Origin of the sequence: Pseudomonas kermanshahensis, assembly GCF_014269205.2 — a bacterium.
Lineage (GTDB): Bacteria > Pseudomonadota > Gammaproteobacteria > Pseudomonadales > Pseudomonadaceae > Aquipseudomonas > Aquipseudomonas kermanshahensis.
This window is the reverse complement of record NZ_JABWRY020000001.1, coordinates 1759668-1776934: the sequence shown is the minus strand read 5'-3', so window position 1 is coordinate 1776934 and position 17267 is coordinate 1759668. Positions and strand designations below refer to the sequence as shown.

Genomic DNA, 17267 nt, shown 5'->3' with positions numbered 1-17267 from the left:
GGACTTGCCCATGGACATGCCCGTCAACCGCTTCAAACAACGCCTGCGCAGTGGCGAGCCGCAGATCGGCCTGTGGCTCGGCCTGGCCGATGCATACTGCGCGGAGCTGGCGGCCAATGCCGGCTTCGACTGGTTGCTGATTGACGGCGAGCACGCGCCGAACGACCTGCGCGGCATGCTCGCGCAGTTGCAGGCGGTGGCGCCCTACCCGAGCCAGGCGGTAATTCGCCCGGTCATTGGTGATACAGCGTTGATCAAGCAAGTGCTGGATATCGGCGCGCAGACCCTGCTGGTACCCATGGTGGAAACCGCCGCGCAAGCACGCCAGCTGGTGCAGGCCATGCAGTACCCGCCCAAGGGTATACGCGGCGTGGGCAGCGCTCTGGCGCGGGCGTCGCGCTGGAACAGCATCCCGGGTTACCTCGACCAAGCCGACGCGCAGATGTGCTTACTGGTGCAGATCGAGAACAAACAAGGGCTGGCCAACCTGGATGAGATCGTTGCGGTCGAGGGGGTCGATGGCGTGTTCATCGGCCCGGCCGACCTGAGCGCCGCCATGGGCCACCGCGGCAACCCTGGGCACCCTGAGGTGCAGGCAGCCATCGAGGACGCGATCGTGCGCATCGGCAAGGCAGGCAAAGCGGCGGGTATTCTCAGTGCGGACGAGACGCTGGCGCGGCGCTACATCGCCTTGGGCGCGGCGTTTGTGGCGGTGGGGGTGGATACCACGGTGCTGATGCGTGGGCTGCAGGATCTGGCGGGGAAGTTCAAAGGTACGTCGGCGTCGGTGAGTGACGGGGGCGGGGTTTACTGAACAGCAATGGGGCTGCTTTGCAGCCCTTTCGCGAGCGAGCTCGCTCCTACAGGGACCGCGTGATCCCTGGGGCGATGGGCCGCAAAGCGGCCCCGGTTATCAAAGGCTCACATCTGAATGATCGCCTTCAACACCGTCTTGAAGGTATCCAGCTGCTCTTCACTGAACTGCCCAAACACCTTGTCCTGCTGCTCCCTGGCAATGGTCCACAGCGCCTCGGTCTCATCCACACCTTTCACCGAAAGCCGCACCCGCCCCTCATCGTCAGCAATCAGGCCCTTGCGCTTGAGGTTGGCAACCGCTTCCTCGATCTCACGCGCAGGCATCGCCACTTCGCGCTGCAGGTCGTTGAGGCTGAGCCCGGCATCGTTCTCCAGCACCATCAACATGCGCGCCTCACTGGTACGCAACCCGGTGCTCAGTTGACGTGGCTGGTAATCACCCTGGTAGGCACGCAACGCCTGGGTCATCAGGTAGTACAGGTTGTGCTGCAGGCGGCCCTGGAAGTGGCTGCTCGGCGCTTGGCCCTCTGCACGCTGGGTCATGCGCGTGTGGGGCAGCACCATCGAATAGGCGCCTTGGTGGTACAGCAACGGCGAGCGACCGAAGTCATCGAACGCCACCACCTTGCCCACCAGAATCCAGTGGTCGCCGCCGTCCAATTGCTGAAACTTCTCACACTGGAAGCGCGCCGAGCAGTCAGCCAACAGCGGTGCGCCCCCCGCCCCTTGCTGGTAATCGATGCCTGCAAACCGATCGTCCTTGGGCCGCGCGAAGTTGTTGGACAGCTCAATCTGGTCCGCCGCCAGAATGTTCACGGCAAAGTGCGACGCTTCTTCGAATACTGCATGGCTGGTGGAGCGTTTGTCGATGCTCCACAGGATCAACGCAGGCTCCAGCGAGACCGAGTTGAAGCTGTTGGCGGTGACGCCGACCTTGCGCCCGCTGGCGCCAGCGGCGGTGACTACGGTGACGCCGGTGGCGAAGTTGCCCAGCGCGCGGCGGAAGGCTCGGCTATCGAAGGCCGTGGTGTTTTCAGTGGACATGCAAGACTCCCGAACAGGCCAGCGGCCTGCCCTGTTTGTTGTTGTGGTTGTAAGGGGAATTGACCCGCGCGCGGGTCAGACCATCGCCGGATCAGGCTCCAGGCCCATCAGCTCGCGGCCGAGGATCTGCGCGCAAACGTCATAGTCGGTGTAGGCGTGGGCACCGGTCAGGTGCGCATCACGGAACAGCCGCTGCATCTCGTTGCTTTCAAACCAGGCGCCGCCGCCGGACGCTTCCATCAGCCGGTCTACCGCCTGGATACACATCTTCACGGCATAACCCTGGTTGGTCCGCCAGAACGCCAGTGTGGCGCGTGTGGGGTATTCGTGGCGCTCGCTGTACTCGGCGATTTCATCCCAGCTTTTTTCCAGCAGGGCACGGGCGGCGGCCACTTGATGGGTGGACTCGGCCAGGCGCATCAGCGCAGGGGTTGCAGCCCCCACTGCGGCGCCGGTGTAGGCACGTACGCGGTTGCGGGTTTTCTCGCGGAACACCTCCAGCATGCGCTCGGCGACACCGAGGCTGACGGTGGAAAAACCACTGGCGAAATACGGGCGGTACGGGGCGAAGAAGATCTTGCTGTCTGGGTACAGACCAAAGCCTGCCGACTTGCCTTCCATCATGTCCTTGGCCTTCTGGATGCGGTGCTCCGGCACGAAGGCGTCACGCACGATCAAGGTCTTGCTGCCGCTGCCGCGCATGCCCACGGCATACCAGTCATCACGAATTTCGTAGTCGCTACGGGGCAGAACGGCAAAGCAGTAGTCCTGCGTGCCTTCGGCATTCTTGCGGCGGAACCCCATGATCGCCCACTCGGCATGGTCACAGCCGGAACTCCAGCCCATTTCGCCGCTGAAGGTCACGCCGCCTTCGACTTCCTCGGTACGGCCAAAGGGCGCGATGCTGCTGCTGGCCGTGGCATCCGGGTTGGTTTGCCAGACCTCCTGCTGCAGCGTGGGCGAGAACATCGCCATCTGATGGCTGTGGGTGCACAGCAGGCTCATGGCCCACGCGGTGCTGGCGCAGGCGCCTGCCAGCAAGGCGATGCACTGGGCAAACTGCGGCAGCGAGATCTCCATGCCGCCATAGTGTTTAGGCAAAAAGGCACGGTGCATGCCGATGCTCTTGAGCAGCGCGATATTCTCTGCCGGGACACTGCGATCTTGCTCTGCACGCACCGCATTCGCAGCAATTGTCGGCAGGATCGACTTGAGGTCTTCCAGCAGGGGATTTGGCTTTTTCATGAACGGTCTCTTTATTATTGGAGAGTCAGCTGCGGCTGCGCACGCCCTGTGGCGCAGGCGTTACGGTGCTATGGCACAGCCGGCAAGTCGGTAAAGACGCGTTCAGTATGTGAGGTGCGAGTGCGCCTCGAAATGCACGTTACGGCGGGAAAATTGCACTTTCCATGGTGTTGATCAACCGAGGTGCGGTGGGCTCTGGCGGGTCACGGTTTGATCTTTTTCATTTCGTTGAGCAGCTGCATCAGTTGCTGCAGTTTGTCTTCGCCGAACTGGCTGAGGATCCGTTCATAGTTGCGGGCCATTTCCTCGCTCATGGCCATGAACGCCTGCTGCCCCTTGTCGGTCAGGCTGATGAACACCCGGCGCTGATCTTCTGGCGACTTGCGCCGGGCGACGACCCCATCGCGCTCGAGCCGCTTGAGCACACCGCTCATGCTTGGCTTGAGGATGCAGGCAAGCTCGGCAAGCTGATGGCTTTCCAGTTCGCCTTGCTGGTGCAGGATACGAATCACCCGCCACTGCTGTTCGGTCAGGTCATGGGCATTCAATGCCGGCCGAAAGAACGCCATCGTGGCTTCGCGAGCCTGCAGCAGGGTAAGGGTCAGAGAGGGTCTTGGTGTGGTCATGCGTGCCCGAGCATCATGGAAAGTGGCGAGCAGGCCAGTATGCCAGCACGGGCTCATTAATACATTAACCAATCAGCCGCTGGCAGCCCTGTGCAACCGCTGCCAGTGGCACTGGCAGGCTGGTTACACTCGCTGGCAGGCAAGGACAAGACACCCGCCAATGTTCAAGCGCTCAATGGCCTCATGTGCCAGAGCGCTTGCCAAACGGCCCTATCACACTTCTATACAGCAGGCGGCGTCATGATCACCCTCGAGAGCCCGACCTATTACTCCGCGACCAAAAAGTACAACCTGAACTTCCCCACGCTGGAATGTGACATCGACGCCGATGTCGTGGTCATCGGGGGCGGCTTTTCCGGCATCAACACCGCGCTGGAGCTGGCGGAAAAAGGCGTGACCAACATCGTCGTGCTCGAAGCGCGCTACCTGGGTTACGGCGGCACCGGGCGCAACGGCGGGCAGATCATGGCGGGCATCGGCCATGACCTTGAGAAGATCCGGCGCAGTGTCGGCGACAAGGGCCTGCAGGAGATCTTCGCGATCAGCGAACTGGGCGCCGGCATCATCAAGGCACGTATCGCCCGCTACGACATCGACGCCGACTTCTGCCACGGCTATGGCTACATGGGCTTCAACAGCCGCCAGGAAAAGACCCTGCGCGCCTGGGAAAAGCAATTCAAGGCCATCAACGCACATGACGAAATCCGTTTTCTGGGCGGCTCGGAAGTGCGGCAGATCATCGGCAGCGACGCCTACAGCAGCGCCCTGCTGCACATGGGCGGTGGCCACGTGCATTCGCTCAACCTGCTGCTCGGCGAAGCCCAGGCCCTGGTCGGCCACGGTGCGCGCATCTTCGAGCACAGCCCGGCGCTGGAGGTGACCTACGGTGAGCGTATCAAGGTGCGTACCGGGCGCGGCTCGGTGCGCGCCAGCAAGCTGCTGTGGGCCTGCGACAGCTTCCTCAACAAGCTGGAGCCCGAACTGCACAGCCGCACCATCAACACCTACGCCTTCCAGATGATGACCGAGCCTCTGCCGGAGGCGCTGATCGACCGCATCAGCCCGATCCGCGGTGCCTACAGCGATATCCGACCGGTGATCGACTACTACCGGGTCACCCGCGATAACCGCCTGCTGTTCGGCGCAGCCACGTCCTGCATCGAGCATATCCCGCTGGACCTCAAGGCGTGGAACCGTGCACTGATGCTGAAGATCTTTCCGTACCTCAAGGACGTGCGCATCGACCTGGCCTGGGGCGGCCCGATGGCCACCAGCGCCAACCTGTTCCCGCAGATCGGCACGCTGAGCAACCGCCCCAATGCGTTCTATGTGCAGGGCTATTCAGGCTTTGGCGTGACGCCTAGCCACATCATTTGCAAGATCCTCGCCGAAGGCATGCACGAAGGGTCCGCACGCTATGGCCTGCTCAGCTCGGTCAAGCATGCGCGAATCCTTGGCAAAGACCATTTCCGCCCGCTGCTGCTCACCGCCGGTAAGGCCGCGCACCAGCTGTCGGGCTATTTCAACGGCCGCCGTTAAACCTTTCCCTCTCATCACTGGAGCACTGCCATGACCCTCACCGCCGCCAAACAAGGCGTCCAACTGTCCGAACTCGACCCGTGGGGCAGCGTTGCTGACTTGGGCTCGGATATTCTCGAAGGCGACGTCAACGCCTTCGGCAAGATGACCCACGGCGCGCCGACTGACCCAGTCAGCAGCGCCTACTTCGGCACCACGCGTGGCAAGTTCCGCATGGTCTACCCGTTCGACGAGCAGGCGGTGATCGTCACCGGCGAAATCCAGCTGACCGATGAATCCACGGGGCAAGTCACCCGCTTCAAGGCCGGTGATGCCTGGTTCGTCAGCAAAGGTACGCCGGTGCTGTGGGAGGTGCTGAGCGAATCGTTCGTCAAGCATTACCTGGCAGTGGCCTGAGGTTTGCCCCCGGATTGACACGACCTGGGTAGGAGCAGCCTTGTGCTGCGAAGAGGCCGGTGAAAACACAGTGAACTTTCACTGCTTTCACCGGCCTCTTCGCAGCACAAGGCTGCTCCTACCTGGGTCGCGGTAAGCGCGTGTCAGGCCATGGCCTGGGCGCGGAAGTCCTTGGGCGATTGCTCGAACTGCTTTTTGAACGAGCGGCTGAAATGCGCCGAGTCGGTAAAGCCCCACTTGTAGGCGATCGAGGTGATCGACTCGCGCTTGAAGAACGGGTTGGCCAGGTCGTCCGCACTGCGCTTCAGGCGCGCACGCTGGATGTAGCGGCAGACGCTGTCGCCCTCCTCCTCGAACAGGCGGTACAAATGCCGAACCGAAATGTTCAGCCGGCCGGCCAGGTTGGCCGGTGTCAGCCCGGGCTGTGACAGGGACTCGTCAATCACCTGCTGCACATAGCTGCGCAGGTTGGCACCACTGAGCGGGCCAAGGGTGTGCGGTGAGTCGCCATTGCGCTCGAAACCGGGCTCCAGCAATGCAATGAATGCCGTCTGCAACGCATCGCCTTGCGCACCATCGCCACTGGCATGGTCGTCCTTGCACAGTTGGTCCATCAAAACATGCAGCATGCGCCCGCAGGCATTGGATGAGGAAATCTTGCCGAACATCCCACCGCTGCCTTGCACATGCTTGCGCACCTGCTCGCGGGAAAGGGCCAGCGAAACATGCTCGATCAACCCACTGGGGGTGATCTCGCAACGCCCGACAGAGTCCATCAGCAGCAACTCGCCCGGCGCCAGGCTGACCTGCATGCCACCCTGCGCCACCGTCGAGTAGCCCATGCGCTGGCTGACCAGGAAGCAATGCTGGTCATCGTCGAGGGTCGGGTTGTCGCCCAGGCGGCGGATGTTGCCGGCATTGGTGCGCAGATTGGCCAGTGGTAACCCCGCGCGGGAGAACGTCGACACTTCGCCGATGAACAACGCCGGGTTGGAGGCCAACTCGGTCTCGAAACGGCCGCAGATCTGCTGCATGGCCGTGGTCCAGCGTTCCAGCCCCTGACGGTTGGGTTGTTGAGTGTGCATGGATGCCCTCGACGCAGAATTTGTTGTTATGGGGCCATTGTTAACATGTTATCAATGGCCGCACAACTGTGATCTCTCGTCTGAAGCTTGAGCAAGGCACGTGCCAAAAAAGGCTTAGAGACGCGGCAGCGATTGCCCGAACAGGCCGAGGCAGGCCATCAGGTGCGCGCGTTGCGGCGGGCTGATCTGAATGTAGCGACGAAACGCTGGCATGCGGTTGACCACTTCGCTGCCGCCCATGTGTTCCAAGGTCAGCCACCAGTGGCCATCGCGGCATTCCAGGGTCAGGCGCTTGAAATCCAGCGGCATCAGGGCGGCGGTCAGTTGCGCATTGTTCAGCAGTTGCTCACGTACCTGGGTGAAACGCGCCTTGTCGCCGCGGCGGTACACGCACGCCAGGCCAGTACGACGGATTGCACCCGCATGACGCATTTCAAGCGTTACCCCGCCCCCTTGCAGGGCAGGCAGGCACAGGCGGAATTCGCAGGTGACCACATGCATCAGCACGTGTGCCTCGACACACTCACGTACCTCGGCACGACAGCCCAGCGCCGGGTTGTCGATCACCCCGCGGGCGGGTTCCAGCAACTGCATGTGCACCTGCCCCAGGTTACGCGACAGCAGCTCCAGCGTGGCCCCGGGCCGGTAGCCGGCCGGGGCACGCGGCGCCAGCAGGCGATCACGCAAACGTCTGATCATGGTGCAGGTGCTCCACTGCATGGCCCGGCTCTGCCGCAAGTTCTTTTTCCAGCACATCCTCGACCCGCGCCGGCTTGAACGGGTTGACCTTCTGCACGCACAGCGTCCAGAACAGCGCATAGGTGGCGGTGCCGGCCAGCATGATGGCGAACGGCACATAGATGTCGGCCGGGTTCATGCCTGGTGGGGTGATGAACGCCATGCCAATGACGATACCGCCACTGGAAATGATCTGCGGCAGCGGGAACAGTGGCGAGCGGTAGGCCCGTGGCAGATCGGGCCGGCGGATGCGCAGGATCACCACCGACAGCGTCACCAGCAGGTATGCCGTGCTCCAGGCACACACTGCCGCCAGCACCAGGTGCAGGATGTTGTCCGGGTTGCCGCCCAGGTACCAGGCGTGCAGGCAAGGGATCAGGGCAACCACGAGAATGCACAGCAAGGGCGTCTTGAACCGCGGGTGCAGGTAGGCGAAGGCCTTGGGCAGCGCGCCGTCCACCGCCATGCCGTACAGGATGCGAGGCACCCCGGCCATCAAGGTGTTGATGGTGGCGGCGCCGGCAAACAAAAAGCCGATACCCAGCCACACCGGGCCGATATCGCCCATCACCTGTTCAGCGAAACGCGGGATGGCCATGGGCGTGTCGAGCAAGTGCACGCCGCTGGCGGCATCGAGCACGACGTTTTCCACCTGGCGCTTCATGGCTGCGCCATAGATGAACATGCAGCTGGCCACACCAAACAGGCCCAGCGCCATGGCCCGCGGCAACACCCAGGCCGAACGGCGCAGCTCCGGCGCCAGCGGCGTGACGAACTCACAGCCGACGAACATGAACATGGCCATGCCGATCAGCGAGAGGATGGTCATCAGGTCGGTGCCGACCAGCGACGCCCCGAACGGCCCTTCCAGCTCCACCGCCGGTGCGGCGATCAGGCCCAGCACGCCGAACACCATCAGCGTGGTCCACATGCCGAAGGTGAGGATCACTTCGGCCCGGCTAAACGCACTGACCCCAAAGGCATTGAGCACGGCGAACGCCAATACGAAGCAGACACCCAGCAGCCACGAACCGCCCGCCGACTCAGCCAGGGTGTTGAGGTGCTCGAAGTTCACCAGCGCCATGACCCCAGACAGGATGGTTTCGGCAGTACCGGCGAACACGTGCACGATCAGGTAGGCCGACAACGTGCCGGTGATGGCGAAGAAGCGGCCCATGCCGCAGTTGATGTAGTCGTAGACCGACCCTGTGGTTGGCAAGATCGAGGCCGCTTCGGCAAAGGTGGTCGACTGCGCCAGCATCATCAATGCCGCGATGACCATGGCCAAGGCGAAGGCACTGCCACCAATGCCAAACCCCATGGTCGCGGTGAGGATCACCGGGCTGGCCATGATCAGCCCGACGGTGCTGGCCAGCGCCGTAGGAAAACCGACACTGCCCCGGTTGACATGCTCGGTGAGCTTATTGTTGAGTGACATCGTTATGCCCCGGCTTGTTTTTGTGGCGTTGAACGCGGCAAGTGAACCTGCACGCACGGCTGTTGTTTGCCTCCCTGCGTCATCACTGTGCGCCGCAGCCGGCGGGGCGTCTTGCCCATGGCTGCCGTGGCCCTTGTTGCTGCCTGCCAGCACCTGCATGCCTGGCAGGCAGCGTCATGCCGCCGTCAGGGAGATGCAAGATCAGCACCGGGCCCGTTCACTATGCTCGACGCTTTGGCGGCCGGTCAGGCCGCGTTCCTCTGCCTCAGGAGCCAGCATGAGCGACATTACCCTTCTTCCCGCGGTCACGGCATTCTTGGCCCGCCAACATGGCGTGTTCATTCACGGCCACTCCATCGCCAGCCAATCCGCCTCGACCCTTGCCGTGGTCAACCCGGCCAATGGCGAAACCCTCGCGCGCATTGCCGATGCCAACCAGGCCGACATTGACCATGCCGTGAGCTCGGCGCGCCAAGGCTTCAGCACCTGGTCCTGCACCAGCCCGGCCGCCCGCGCCGGCGTGCTGTTCAAGCTGGCCGACCTGCTGGAAGCCAACCGCGAAGAATTGGCCCAGCTAGAGACCTTGCAGTCGGGCAAGCTGATCGGCATCGCGCGCGCGTTCGAGGTAGAGCAGGCCGCGCATTTCTTGCGCTACTACGCAGGCTGGGCCACCAAGATCACCGGCCAAACCATCACCCCGTCCCTGCCCTCGTTCGCCGGTGAGCGCTACAGCGCCTTCACCCTGCGCGAACCGATCGGGGTGGTGGTGGGCATCGTGCCGTGGAACTTCGCCACCATGATCGCCATCTGGAAGCTGGCCTCGGCGCTGACCACCGGCTGCAGCATCATTCTCAAACCCAGCGAGTTCACGCCCCTGACGCTGCTGCGCATCGCCGAACTGGCCAGCGAGGCCGGCCTGCCACCGGGCGCCCTCAACGTACTGACCGGCGGCGGCCTGGTGGGCAAGGCGCTGGTCGAGCACCCCGGTACCGACAAGGTTTCGTTCACCGGCTCCGTGCCCACCGGCATCGCCGTCGGCCAAGCCGCCATGGGCGCCAAGCTGACCCGTGCGACACTGGAACTGGGCGGCAAGAACTCGGTAGCGTTCCTGCCCGATGTAGCGCTCGACAAAGCCGTCGACGGCATCATTGAAGCTGGCTTTCTGCATTCCGGGCAGATCTGCGCCGCCGGTGAGCGCTTCTTCGTCCACCGCTCGCGCATCGACCCACTGCTTGACGCACTGTGCCAACGCCTGGGCCAGCTGAAGGTCGGCTCGCCGCTGGATGAATCGACCCAGTTCGGCCCGGTAGCCAACAAGCCACACCAGCAGAAGCTGGCCGAATTGTTCGCCACCGCACGCGCCGAAGGCAGCCAGATCCTTCATGGTGGGCACATTGGCGATGGCCCAGGCTGCTTTGTCGAGCCGACGGTGATTCTCGCCAAGGGCGCCAGCGACACCCTGCTCAACCAGGAAACCTTCGGCCCGGTGGCGACCTTCTTGCCGTACGACGACGAAGACGAACTGTTGCACCTGATGAACGCAACGCCCTACGGCCTCAGCGCCAGCCTGTGGACCAACGACCTGGGCAAAGCCATGCGGATGGTCCCGCACATCCAGGCCGGTACGCTGTGGGTCAACATGCACACCCTGCTCGACCCCGCCGTGCCTTTCGGCGGTATCAAGGCCTCCGGCATCGGCCGCGAGTTCGGCTCGGCGTTCATCGATGATTTCACCGAGCTCAAGTCGGTGATGATCCGTTACTGAAGCGCCCTGCTGCATGCACCTGGCCAAGGCGGGCAAGCGCCTTGGCAGCCACGAACAAGACCCCACCCAGCCATCCACGCACTAATAGGCCGTCGCAGCCAACCGCGACGGCGCCTCGCCTCCACGAGGCTGCCCCCGAACAACAAAGGCCGCCTTGCGAGGTGCCGAGAACAATCGAGGGAAGTGCAATGTTCAAACCGCAACGGCTGTCCACCCTGGCCCTGGCCACGCTGCTGGCCAGCCAGGCCGCGCCGGCCTACGAACTCTACGCCGACGACGACAGCCACGTGAATGCCGACATGCTCGCGGTGTGGAGCATGTTCAACAGCCGCAAGAATTATGACGGCACGGCCGGTGGCTCGACCTGGCGCGAGGGCTTCATCAAGTATGGCCTGAGCGGTGACCAGGGCCTGGCAGGCAACGGCAGCCTCTATGGCGCCTTGAACTGGGTGAGCTCCGCCACCTGGGGCGATGGCGATGCCGCCGGCAACACCGATGGCTCCGAGCGCACCACCAAGATCGAGGACGCCTACCTGGGCTGGCGTTCAGGCGACCTGCTGCCCTGGCTGGGCAAGGATGGCGTAGACCTTTCTGGAGGGCGGCAGGTGGTCCGCCTGGGCAGCGGCTTCCTGATCAACGACGACGGCCCGAACCTGGGCAACGGCGTGGCCGACGGCCACCTGGACCGCGGCGGCGCCTACTACCTGGCGGCGCGTCACGCCTTCGACCGCACCGCAGTACTGCGCCTGGGCGGGCAGGATGGCCTGCATGGCAGCCTGCTGTGGCTGAAGTCCGATAACCGCGCGCAGGCTGAAACCGAACTGGCCGCCGGCACCCTGGACTACACCCATGCTCTGGGCACCTTGGGGCTTACCTGGGTGCACGGTATCGACGTCACCGACCAATGGGCCAGCGCGTTCCAGAAAGCGCGTGAGGGCATGGACGTCTACAGCCTGCGTGGTGAAGGCAACGCCGGTATCGACAATGCCAGTTTCGCCTTCGAATACGCGTGGCAAGACAAGCAAGGCGGCCCGGAAAAAGCCTGGTACCTGCAGGCCGGCTATACCTTCGCCGACCTGCCTTGGGCACCCCAGGTGACCTACCGCTACACCCGCTACTCGGCAGGCTGGGACGCGCTGTTCAGTGGCCTGTCCAGTGGCTATGGCACCTGGTTCCAGGGTGAAGTCGCCGCCAACTATGCCGGGCCCTTCAACAGCAACACCGGCATCCACCATGTCGGCGTGAAGGCGACCCCGCTGGAAAACCTCACGGTCGGTGCGCTGTATTTCGACTTCGACACGGTGCGTACCCGCGACAGCCTCAACCTCGATGCCCGGGAACTCGACCTTTACCTGGAATGGGCGGTCAACGACCACCTGATCATCAGCCCGCTGGTGGGCCTGTATCAGCCCCGCAAGGACGAGCGCAACGGCGGCAATCAGGTGGGCGGCAACGGCACCAACGTCTACAGCCAGCTGACTGTTGCGGTGCCGTTCTAGATCAGCACATGAGCCACTGTAGGAGCAGCCTTGTGCTGCGAAGAGGCCGGTGAAAACACAGTAGATCTCCGCTGCCTTCACCGGCCTCTTCGCAGCGCAAGGCTGCTCCACACGAAGCGCAGCCGTGGCACGGCAGGTCAAGTCGCCTGGCACGCTGACGCAAGACGGCCTGCCGCTCGTTAGCGAAACTGACACCACGAATGACAGCCCCCGCCCACAAGAACAAAACCTGACAACGGCCGCCTTGCGAGACCCGCCATGACCCTCGATACCCGCATTGACTTCATCTACCTGTCCGAACAGGACATGATCCGCGCCGGCGTGACCGACATGCCCGCCTGTGTCGATACCATGGAAGAAATGTTCGACCTGCTCTACCAGGGCGACTACCGCATGGCCGGCCCGAACAACGACTCCCACGGTGCGATGATCACCTTCCCCGAGCAATCGCCGTTCCCGCACATGCCAAAGCCGACCGCAGACCGTCGCATGATGGCCATGCCAGCGTACCTGGGCGGCAACTTCCGCACCGCGGGCGCCAAATGGTACGGCTCCAACATCGCCAACCGCGAAAAGGGCCTGCCCCGCTCGATCCTGATGTTCACCCTCAACGACGCCGACACCGGCGCCCCACTGGCACACATGTCGGCCAACCTGCTGTCGGCGTACCGCACCGGCGCCATCCCCGGGGTTGGTGCGCGCCACCTGGCCCGCAAGGACGCCAAGGTCATCGGCCTGGCTGGGCCGGGCGTGATGGGCAAGACCACGGTTGCCGCGTTCATGGCGGTGTGCCCGCTGATCGATACGATCAAGATCAAGGGCCGAGGCCAGAAGAACCTGGATGACTTCGTTGCCTGGGTCCAGGCGACCTTCCCGCAAATCACCCACATCCAGGTCGTGCAGACCCTGGAAGAGGTGGTACGTGACGCCGACCTGGTCAGCTACTGCAGCTCGGGTGAAGTCGGCGACCCCAGCACTTACCCGCTGGTGCGGCGCGAGTGGGTCAAGCCCGGTGCGTTCTTGGCCATGCCTGCCCCGTGCAGCATTGATGACGGCATGGAGCGTGCGGACGTGCGCAAGGTAGTAGACAACACAGGGCTGTACCAAGCCTGGTTCGAAGAACTGCCCAAGCCTGCGCACAACCATGTGCCGCTGGTAGGCGTGCGCTTCATGGACATGATCGCCGAAGGCAAGCTGGACGCCGCGCAGGTCGAGGACATCGGCAAGATCATCAGGGGTGATGCGCCAGGCCGTCTGAACGACGAAGAAATCATCCTCATGTCGGTGGGCGGCATGCCCGTGGAAGACGTTGCCTGGGGCACCGTCGTGTACCGCAACGCGCTCGAGAAAGGCATCGGCGTGAAGCTCAATCTCTGGGAAAAACCTGTCCTTAGCTGATTCCTCAACCACTCAAAAAAGGCTCCCCATGACGCAGATCACCAAACTGAAAACCGGCTCGAAATTCGAAGACCTGGCCAGCTATTCCCGCCTGGTGGCGGTGGACAACTGGATCCACGTCTCTAACACCGCCGGGCGCAACCCGCAGACCCAGGTCATCCCTGAAGACGTGATCGAACAGACCCACCAGGTATTCGCCAACATCGAAACCGCACTGGCGGCAGTCGATGCCGTGCTGGGGGATGTGATCAGCTCGCGTGTGTTCATCCAGGACCCGGCCGACGTGCCAACGGTCATGGAAGTGATCGGCGAAAAATTCCGAGGCATCGACCCGGCCACCACCGTCACCTGCCCGCCCCTGGGCTCGACCGTCTACAAAGTCGAGCTGGAAGTGACGGCGTACCGGGGGGCTTCGCGCGCGCAGGTCACGCTGATCCGCCTGGGCGAGTGATGCGCCGCCAGCCTTGAACCGCAACATTCCGTTCACACTGCCGCCGAGTGAAGCCATGCCCCCCGTCATCGACCCTGTGCACACCCCTACCACCCACCCTCAGGCCACGAGCGTGGTGATCATCGGGGGAGGCATCATCGGCCTGACCGCGGCCCTTACCCTGGCCGAACGCAACATCCCTGTGGTGCTGCTGGAGAAGGGGCGCCTTGCGGGCGAGCAGTCGTCGCGCAACCTGGGCTGGGTGCGCAAGACCAACCGCCATGCGCACGATATTCCGTTGGCCCTGGCGGCCGACCAACTGTGGGCGAAAATGCCAGAACGGGTCGGCAGCGATGTCGGCTACCGGCAAGCAGGCATCATGTTCATCGGCCGCAACGACACGCAGATGGGCATGCACGAAAGCTGGCTCAAGAGCGTCGAGCACCTTGGCCTGGACTCTCGGCTGCTCAGCAACAAGGAGATTGCCAACAAGGTGCCCGGCGGCCGTGCCGACTGGGCCGGGGGCATCTACACCGCCTCGGACGCGCGCGCCGAGCCGACCCTGGCCGCCAGCGCCATCGCCCGTGCAGCGATCGCCAAAGGCGCGGTGCTCGTGGAAAACTGCGCGGTGCGCACGCTGGTCACCGCCGCTGGCAGGGTCAGCGGCGTTGTCACCGAGCAAGGCGAGATTCGCTGCGACCAGGTATTGCTAGCCGGCGGCTTGTGGTCTCGCAAGTTTCTCGGCAACCTCAATATCAACCTGCCCACCCTGCCGCTGACCTGTTCAGTACTGCGCACCCACCCGCTGGACGGCCCGACCGACATTGCCGTGGGCGCACCGGACTTTTCCTTCCGCAAACACAAGGATGGCGGTTACATCATTACCCAGCGCGGGGCGCTCGATGCATTCCTGACCCTGGATCACCTGCTGCTGGGCAGGCGTTACCTGCCGCAACTGCGGGCACAGCGTGACTTTTTGCGCATCAGCTTCGGCAAGTACTTCTTCAAGGACCTGGCCCTGGCCCGGCGCTGGAGTGCCTCCCAGGTGACGCCCTTCGAGCGCGTCAGGGTTCAGGACCCACAGGCCAACACGGCATTGAACGATGAAGCCCTGCGTAACCTGAAAGCAGCTTGGCCAGTGTTCGAGCAGGCCCGGATCGCCTCCGCCTGGGCAGGCACGATTGACGTCACCCCAGACTCAAACCCCGTGATCGGCCCGGTGCCGGCCATTCCCGGCCTGACCTTGGCGACCGGGTTTTCCGGGCATGGCTTCGGCACCTCGCCGGCAGCGGGCCAATTGGCGGCGGACTTGGTTTCGCAGTCACCCACGTTGATCGACCCGAGCCCCTACCGGTTCGAGCGCTTCGCCTAAGCGGCGCCTCATCGGATGTAACTGCCGCCGTTCATATCCAGCGTCGCGCCGTTGAGCGACGCCTGGGACGGGCGCAAAGTGAACGCCACCAGCTCGGCGATTTCAGTCGGGCTGGCCATACGCCCAAGGGGGATGTCTGCCACGGCGGCGGCTTCGCCATGTTGGGCGACAAACTGTTCCGCCATGTCGGTGCGCACCCAACCCGGGGCAATCGCCACCGCCACCACACCCTGCCCCGCCACGCTACGGGCCAGTGATTTGGTCAAGTTGATCAGCGCGGCCTTGCTGCTGCCGTAGGGCAATGCCTCGGCGGCATAACCTCGCTGGGCGGCGCGGCTGGCCATGTTGACGATACGCCCGCCGCCATGGGCGCCAAAATGCGCCACTGCTTCACGGCACAAGTCGGCTGCGGCGAAGAAGTTGACTTGAAACTCGCGACGCCACGCCGCCCGCCATTGCGCTGAGGGCGCATCCAGCGGGACCTCGGTGCGGATGCCTGCGTTGTTGACCAGGCCATGGATGCGCCCACCGGCCAGCTCAAGGGCGGCATGCCACAGGGCCTCGGGGCCGGTGTCCTGGCTCAGGTCACCCTGCACGGTCCAGCCATTGCCCGCGATCCGCTCCAACAGGGCCTCGGCACCTTTGGCATCGCGGCTGTAATGAATCAGCGGCTTGGCACCCTCGGCCGCCAGTTGTTCGACAATCGCGGCGCCAATACCCCCTGACGCTCCCGTGACCAGGACTACCTGCCCATGCAGGGGCCGTGTGCGTTCACTCATGAAGTTCACCTTCTTTCTATGCAGCCCAGAAAAATGCCGCGTGCCTGGCTGCAGGCGCGCGGCATGACGCAGTGTTACGCCCTACTTGGCAGCGTTGGCCGCCAGCGAAGCGTTGTCGACCAACTGCTGGATTTCACCGGTGTCGCGTCGCTGCCTCAGGTAGATGTTCAGCACTTCAAGGTCGGCCGCCGTGATGTCCCGGCGTACACCGAATGAAACGCCCTGCTTGGCCAGTGCAGGCTTGGGCAGTATCTCGCGGGTCCAGTCAGGGTTGGCCAGGGCAAACAGGTGGTTGGTGTCGCTGGCATCGACCAGCACATCAGCACGTTTGGACATGACCGCCAGGCGCGCTTCGTCCATGCCGGGCAAACGCATGATCTTGCCATTGCGCACGACCGCGCTGATGGCCTTGTCCTGGGCTGTGCCAGACATCACCGCGAACGTCACGTCCGGTTTGTCGAGGGTGGCGATGTCGTCCTTCACGTCTACGAGCTTGGGGTTGTTCTTGTTGACCAGCAGCGACACCTGATAGTCGGTTGCCGGCACGGTGAATGCGACCGCCAAGGCACGTTCCGGGGTCTGGTTCAGGGCCATGGCCAGGTCCCACTTGCTGCTTTGCAAGCCCGCCACCAGGTTGTCCCAACTGGTGTCGACGAACTCCACCTTGACCTTGAGCACCTTCTCGCCGAAGTCCCGGCACAGGTCGACGAAGTAGCCGCTGTAGGCGCTAGTGCTGGCGTCTCGCATCACGTACGGCGCTGCCACGGCGGCGCCACAACGCAACACCCCGGCTTTTTGCACGTCTTGCCACAGCGAAGTCTCAGCGGCCTGGGCCGGCGCTTGAGCCAGCAGTGCGGCACAAAGGCTGGCACTGGCCAACAGCGCGTTGAACGAAGAGCGGACGGAAACAACCATTTTTGACCTCACTGATAATCATTGTTGTTGGCAGGAAGGTAAGGCGTTTATCTGCATGCTTGTATGTATGCAATGCTGTACTCACAGTAGAAAGGGTTGAGCTGGCCTGTCAATAGCCGTTTGGAATGCTGATGAAAAAATTTCCGCTTACGCATGTGTTGACAGGCTCAGCGAAATCACAC

Annotated in this window: 16 protein-coding genes; 8 read left to right on the top strand and 8 right to left on the bottom strand. The window is 63.3% G+C overall.

Annotated elements, in window-relative coordinates:
* The first annotated feature begins 10 nt into the window (after nucleotides 1-10).
* A complete protein-coding gene (gene hpaI, locus HU764_RS08205; RefSeq protein ID WP_027596125.1) occupies nucleotides 11-814 on the top strand; it encodes a 4-hydroxy-2-oxoheptanedioate aldolase in 804 nt (267 codons plus the stop codon).
* Between the two features lie 107 nt (nucleotides 815-921).
* On the opposite strand, the gene HU764_RS08200 is transcribed toward hpaI, so the two are convergent.
* From HU764_RS08200 to hpaR, 3 genes are all read right to left on the bottom strand, one after another.
* Nucleotides 922-1860, bottom strand: a complete 939-nt coding sequence (locus HU764_RS08200) for a p-hydroxyphenylacetate 3-hydroxylase reductase component (protein WP_186703289.1) — start codon at nucleotides 1858-1860, stop codon at nucleotides 922-924.
* A gap of 75 nt (nucleotides 1861-1935) precedes the next feature.
* Nucleotides 1936-3105 (bottom strand): p-hydroxyphenylacetate 3-hydroxylase oxygenase component, encoded by a 1170-nt coding sequence (locus tag HU764_RS08195; RefSeq protein WP_027596123.1) that lies wholly within the window; start codon nucleotides 3103-3105, stop codon nucleotides 1936-1938.
* 203 nt (nucleotides 3106-3308) lie between these two features.
* The gene (hpaR, locus tag HU764_RS08190; protein ID WP_085273095.1) at nucleotides 3309-3731 is read right to left on the bottom strand and encodes a homoprotocatechuate degradation operon regulator HpaR; all 423 of its coding nucleotides are present in this window, start codon (nucleotides 3729-3731) and stop codon (nucleotides 3309-3311) included.
* A 240-nt stretch (nucleotides 3732-3971) separates the two neighbouring features.
* Between hpaR and HU764_RS08185 the strand changes: the two genes are divergently transcribed.
* Together HU764_RS08185 and HU764_RS08180 are read left to right on the top strand one after the other, a co-directional pair.
* Nucleotides 3972-5270, top strand: coding sequence for an NAD(P)/FAD-dependent oxidoreductase (locus HU764_RS08185; protein ID WP_186680011.1), 1299 nt, complete (start codon nucleotides 3972-3974; stop codon nucleotides 5268-5270).
* A gap of 30 nt (nucleotides 5271-5300) precedes the next feature.
* Nucleotides 5301-5666 carry a cupin domain-containing protein gene (locus tag HU764_RS08180; protein WP_186680014.1) on the top strand — a complete coding sequence of 122 codons (366 nt, stop codon included), beginning with the start codon at nucleotides 5301-5303 and terminating at the stop codon, nucleotides 5664-5666.
* A 143-nt stretch (nucleotides 5667-5809) separates the two neighbouring features.
* On the opposite strand, the gene feaR is transcribed toward HU764_RS08180, so the two are convergent.
* The 3 genes from feaR to HU764_RS08165 all read right to left on the bottom strand — a co-directional run bounded on the left by feaR (nucleotide 5810) and on the right by HU764_RS08165 (nucleotide 8927).
* Nucleotides 5810-6751 carry a transcriptional regulator FeaR gene (gene feaR / locus HU764_RS08175; protein ID WP_186680016.1) on the bottom strand — a complete coding sequence of 314 codons (942 nt, stop codon included), beginning with the start codon at nucleotides 6749-6751 and terminating at the stop codon, nucleotides 5810-5812.
* 114 nt (nucleotides 6752-6865) lie between these two features.
* Nucleotides 6866-7450 carry a DUF3156 family protein gene (locus tag HU764_RS08170; protein WP_186703290.1) on the bottom strand — a complete coding sequence of 195 codons (585 nt, stop codon included), beginning with the start codon at nucleotides 7448-7450 and terminating at the stop codon, nucleotides 6866-6868.
* The gene (locus tag HU764_RS08165) at nucleotides 7431-8927 is read right to left on the bottom strand and encodes an APC family permease (protein WP_186703291.1); all 1497 of its coding nucleotides are present in this window, start codon (nucleotides 8925-8927) and stop codon (nucleotides 7431-7433) included. Before HU764_RS08165 ends, HU764_RS08170 begins: the two co-directional genes overlap by 20 nt.
* Before the next feature lie 277 nt (nucleotides 8928-9204).
* Between HU764_RS08165 and HU764_RS08160 the strand changes: the two genes are divergently transcribed.
* The 5 genes from HU764_RS08160 to HU764_RS08140 all read left to right on the top strand — a co-directional run bounded on the left by HU764_RS08160 (nucleotide 9205) and on the right by HU764_RS08140 (nucleotide 15391).
* Nucleotides 9205-10692, top strand: coding sequence for an aldehyde dehydrogenase family protein (locus HU764_RS08160; protein ID WP_186703292.1), 1488 nt, complete (start codon nucleotides 9205-9207; stop codon nucleotides 10690-10692).
* Between the two features lie 188 nt (nucleotides 10693-10880).
* Nucleotides 10881-12191 carry an alginate export family protein gene (locus HU764_RS08155; protein ID WP_186703293.1) on the top strand — a complete coding sequence of 437 codons (1311 nt, stop codon included), beginning with the start codon at nucleotides 10881-10883 and terminating at the stop codon, nucleotides 12189-12191.
* A gap of 258 nt (nucleotides 12192-12449) precedes the next feature.
* Nucleotides 12450-13589 carry an ornithine cyclodeaminase family protein gene (locus HU764_RS08150; protein WP_099454650.1) on the top strand — a complete coding sequence of 380 codons (1140 nt, stop codon included), beginning with the start codon at nucleotides 12450-12452 and terminating at the stop codon, nucleotides 13587-13589.
* Nucleotides 13590-13617: 28 nt separating this feature from the next.
* Nucleotides 13618-14040, top strand: a complete 423-nt coding sequence (locus HU764_RS08145; protein ID WP_186703294.1) for a RidA family protein — start codon at nucleotides 13618-13620, stop codon at nucleotides 14038-14040.
* Between the two features lie 55 nt (nucleotides 14041-14095).
* The gene (locus tag HU764_RS08140) at nucleotides 14096-15391 is read left to right on the top strand and encodes an NAD(P)/FAD-dependent oxidoreductase (RefSeq protein WP_186703295.1); all 1296 of its coding nucleotides are present in this window, start codon (nucleotides 14096-14098) and stop codon (nucleotides 15389-15391) included.
* A gap of 8 nt (nucleotides 15392-15399) precedes the next feature.
* On the opposite strand, the gene HU764_RS08135 is transcribed toward HU764_RS08140, so the two are convergent.
* Together HU764_RS08135 and HU764_RS08130 are read right to left on the bottom strand one after the other, a co-directional pair.
* Entirely contained in the window at nucleotides 15400-16170 is a 771-nt protein-coding gene (locus HU764_RS08135) for an SDR family NAD(P)-dependent oxidoreductase (protein ID WP_099454651.1), read from the bottom strand.
* Between the two features lie 81 nt (nucleotides 16171-16251).
* On the bottom strand, nucleotides 16252-17085 hold the full coding sequence (locus HU764_RS08130; protein ID WP_186680026.1) for a transporter substrate-binding domain-containing protein: 834 nt from the start codon (nucleotides 17083-17085) through the stop codon (nucleotides 16252-16254).
* Nucleotides 17086-17267: the final 182 nt, after the last annotated feature.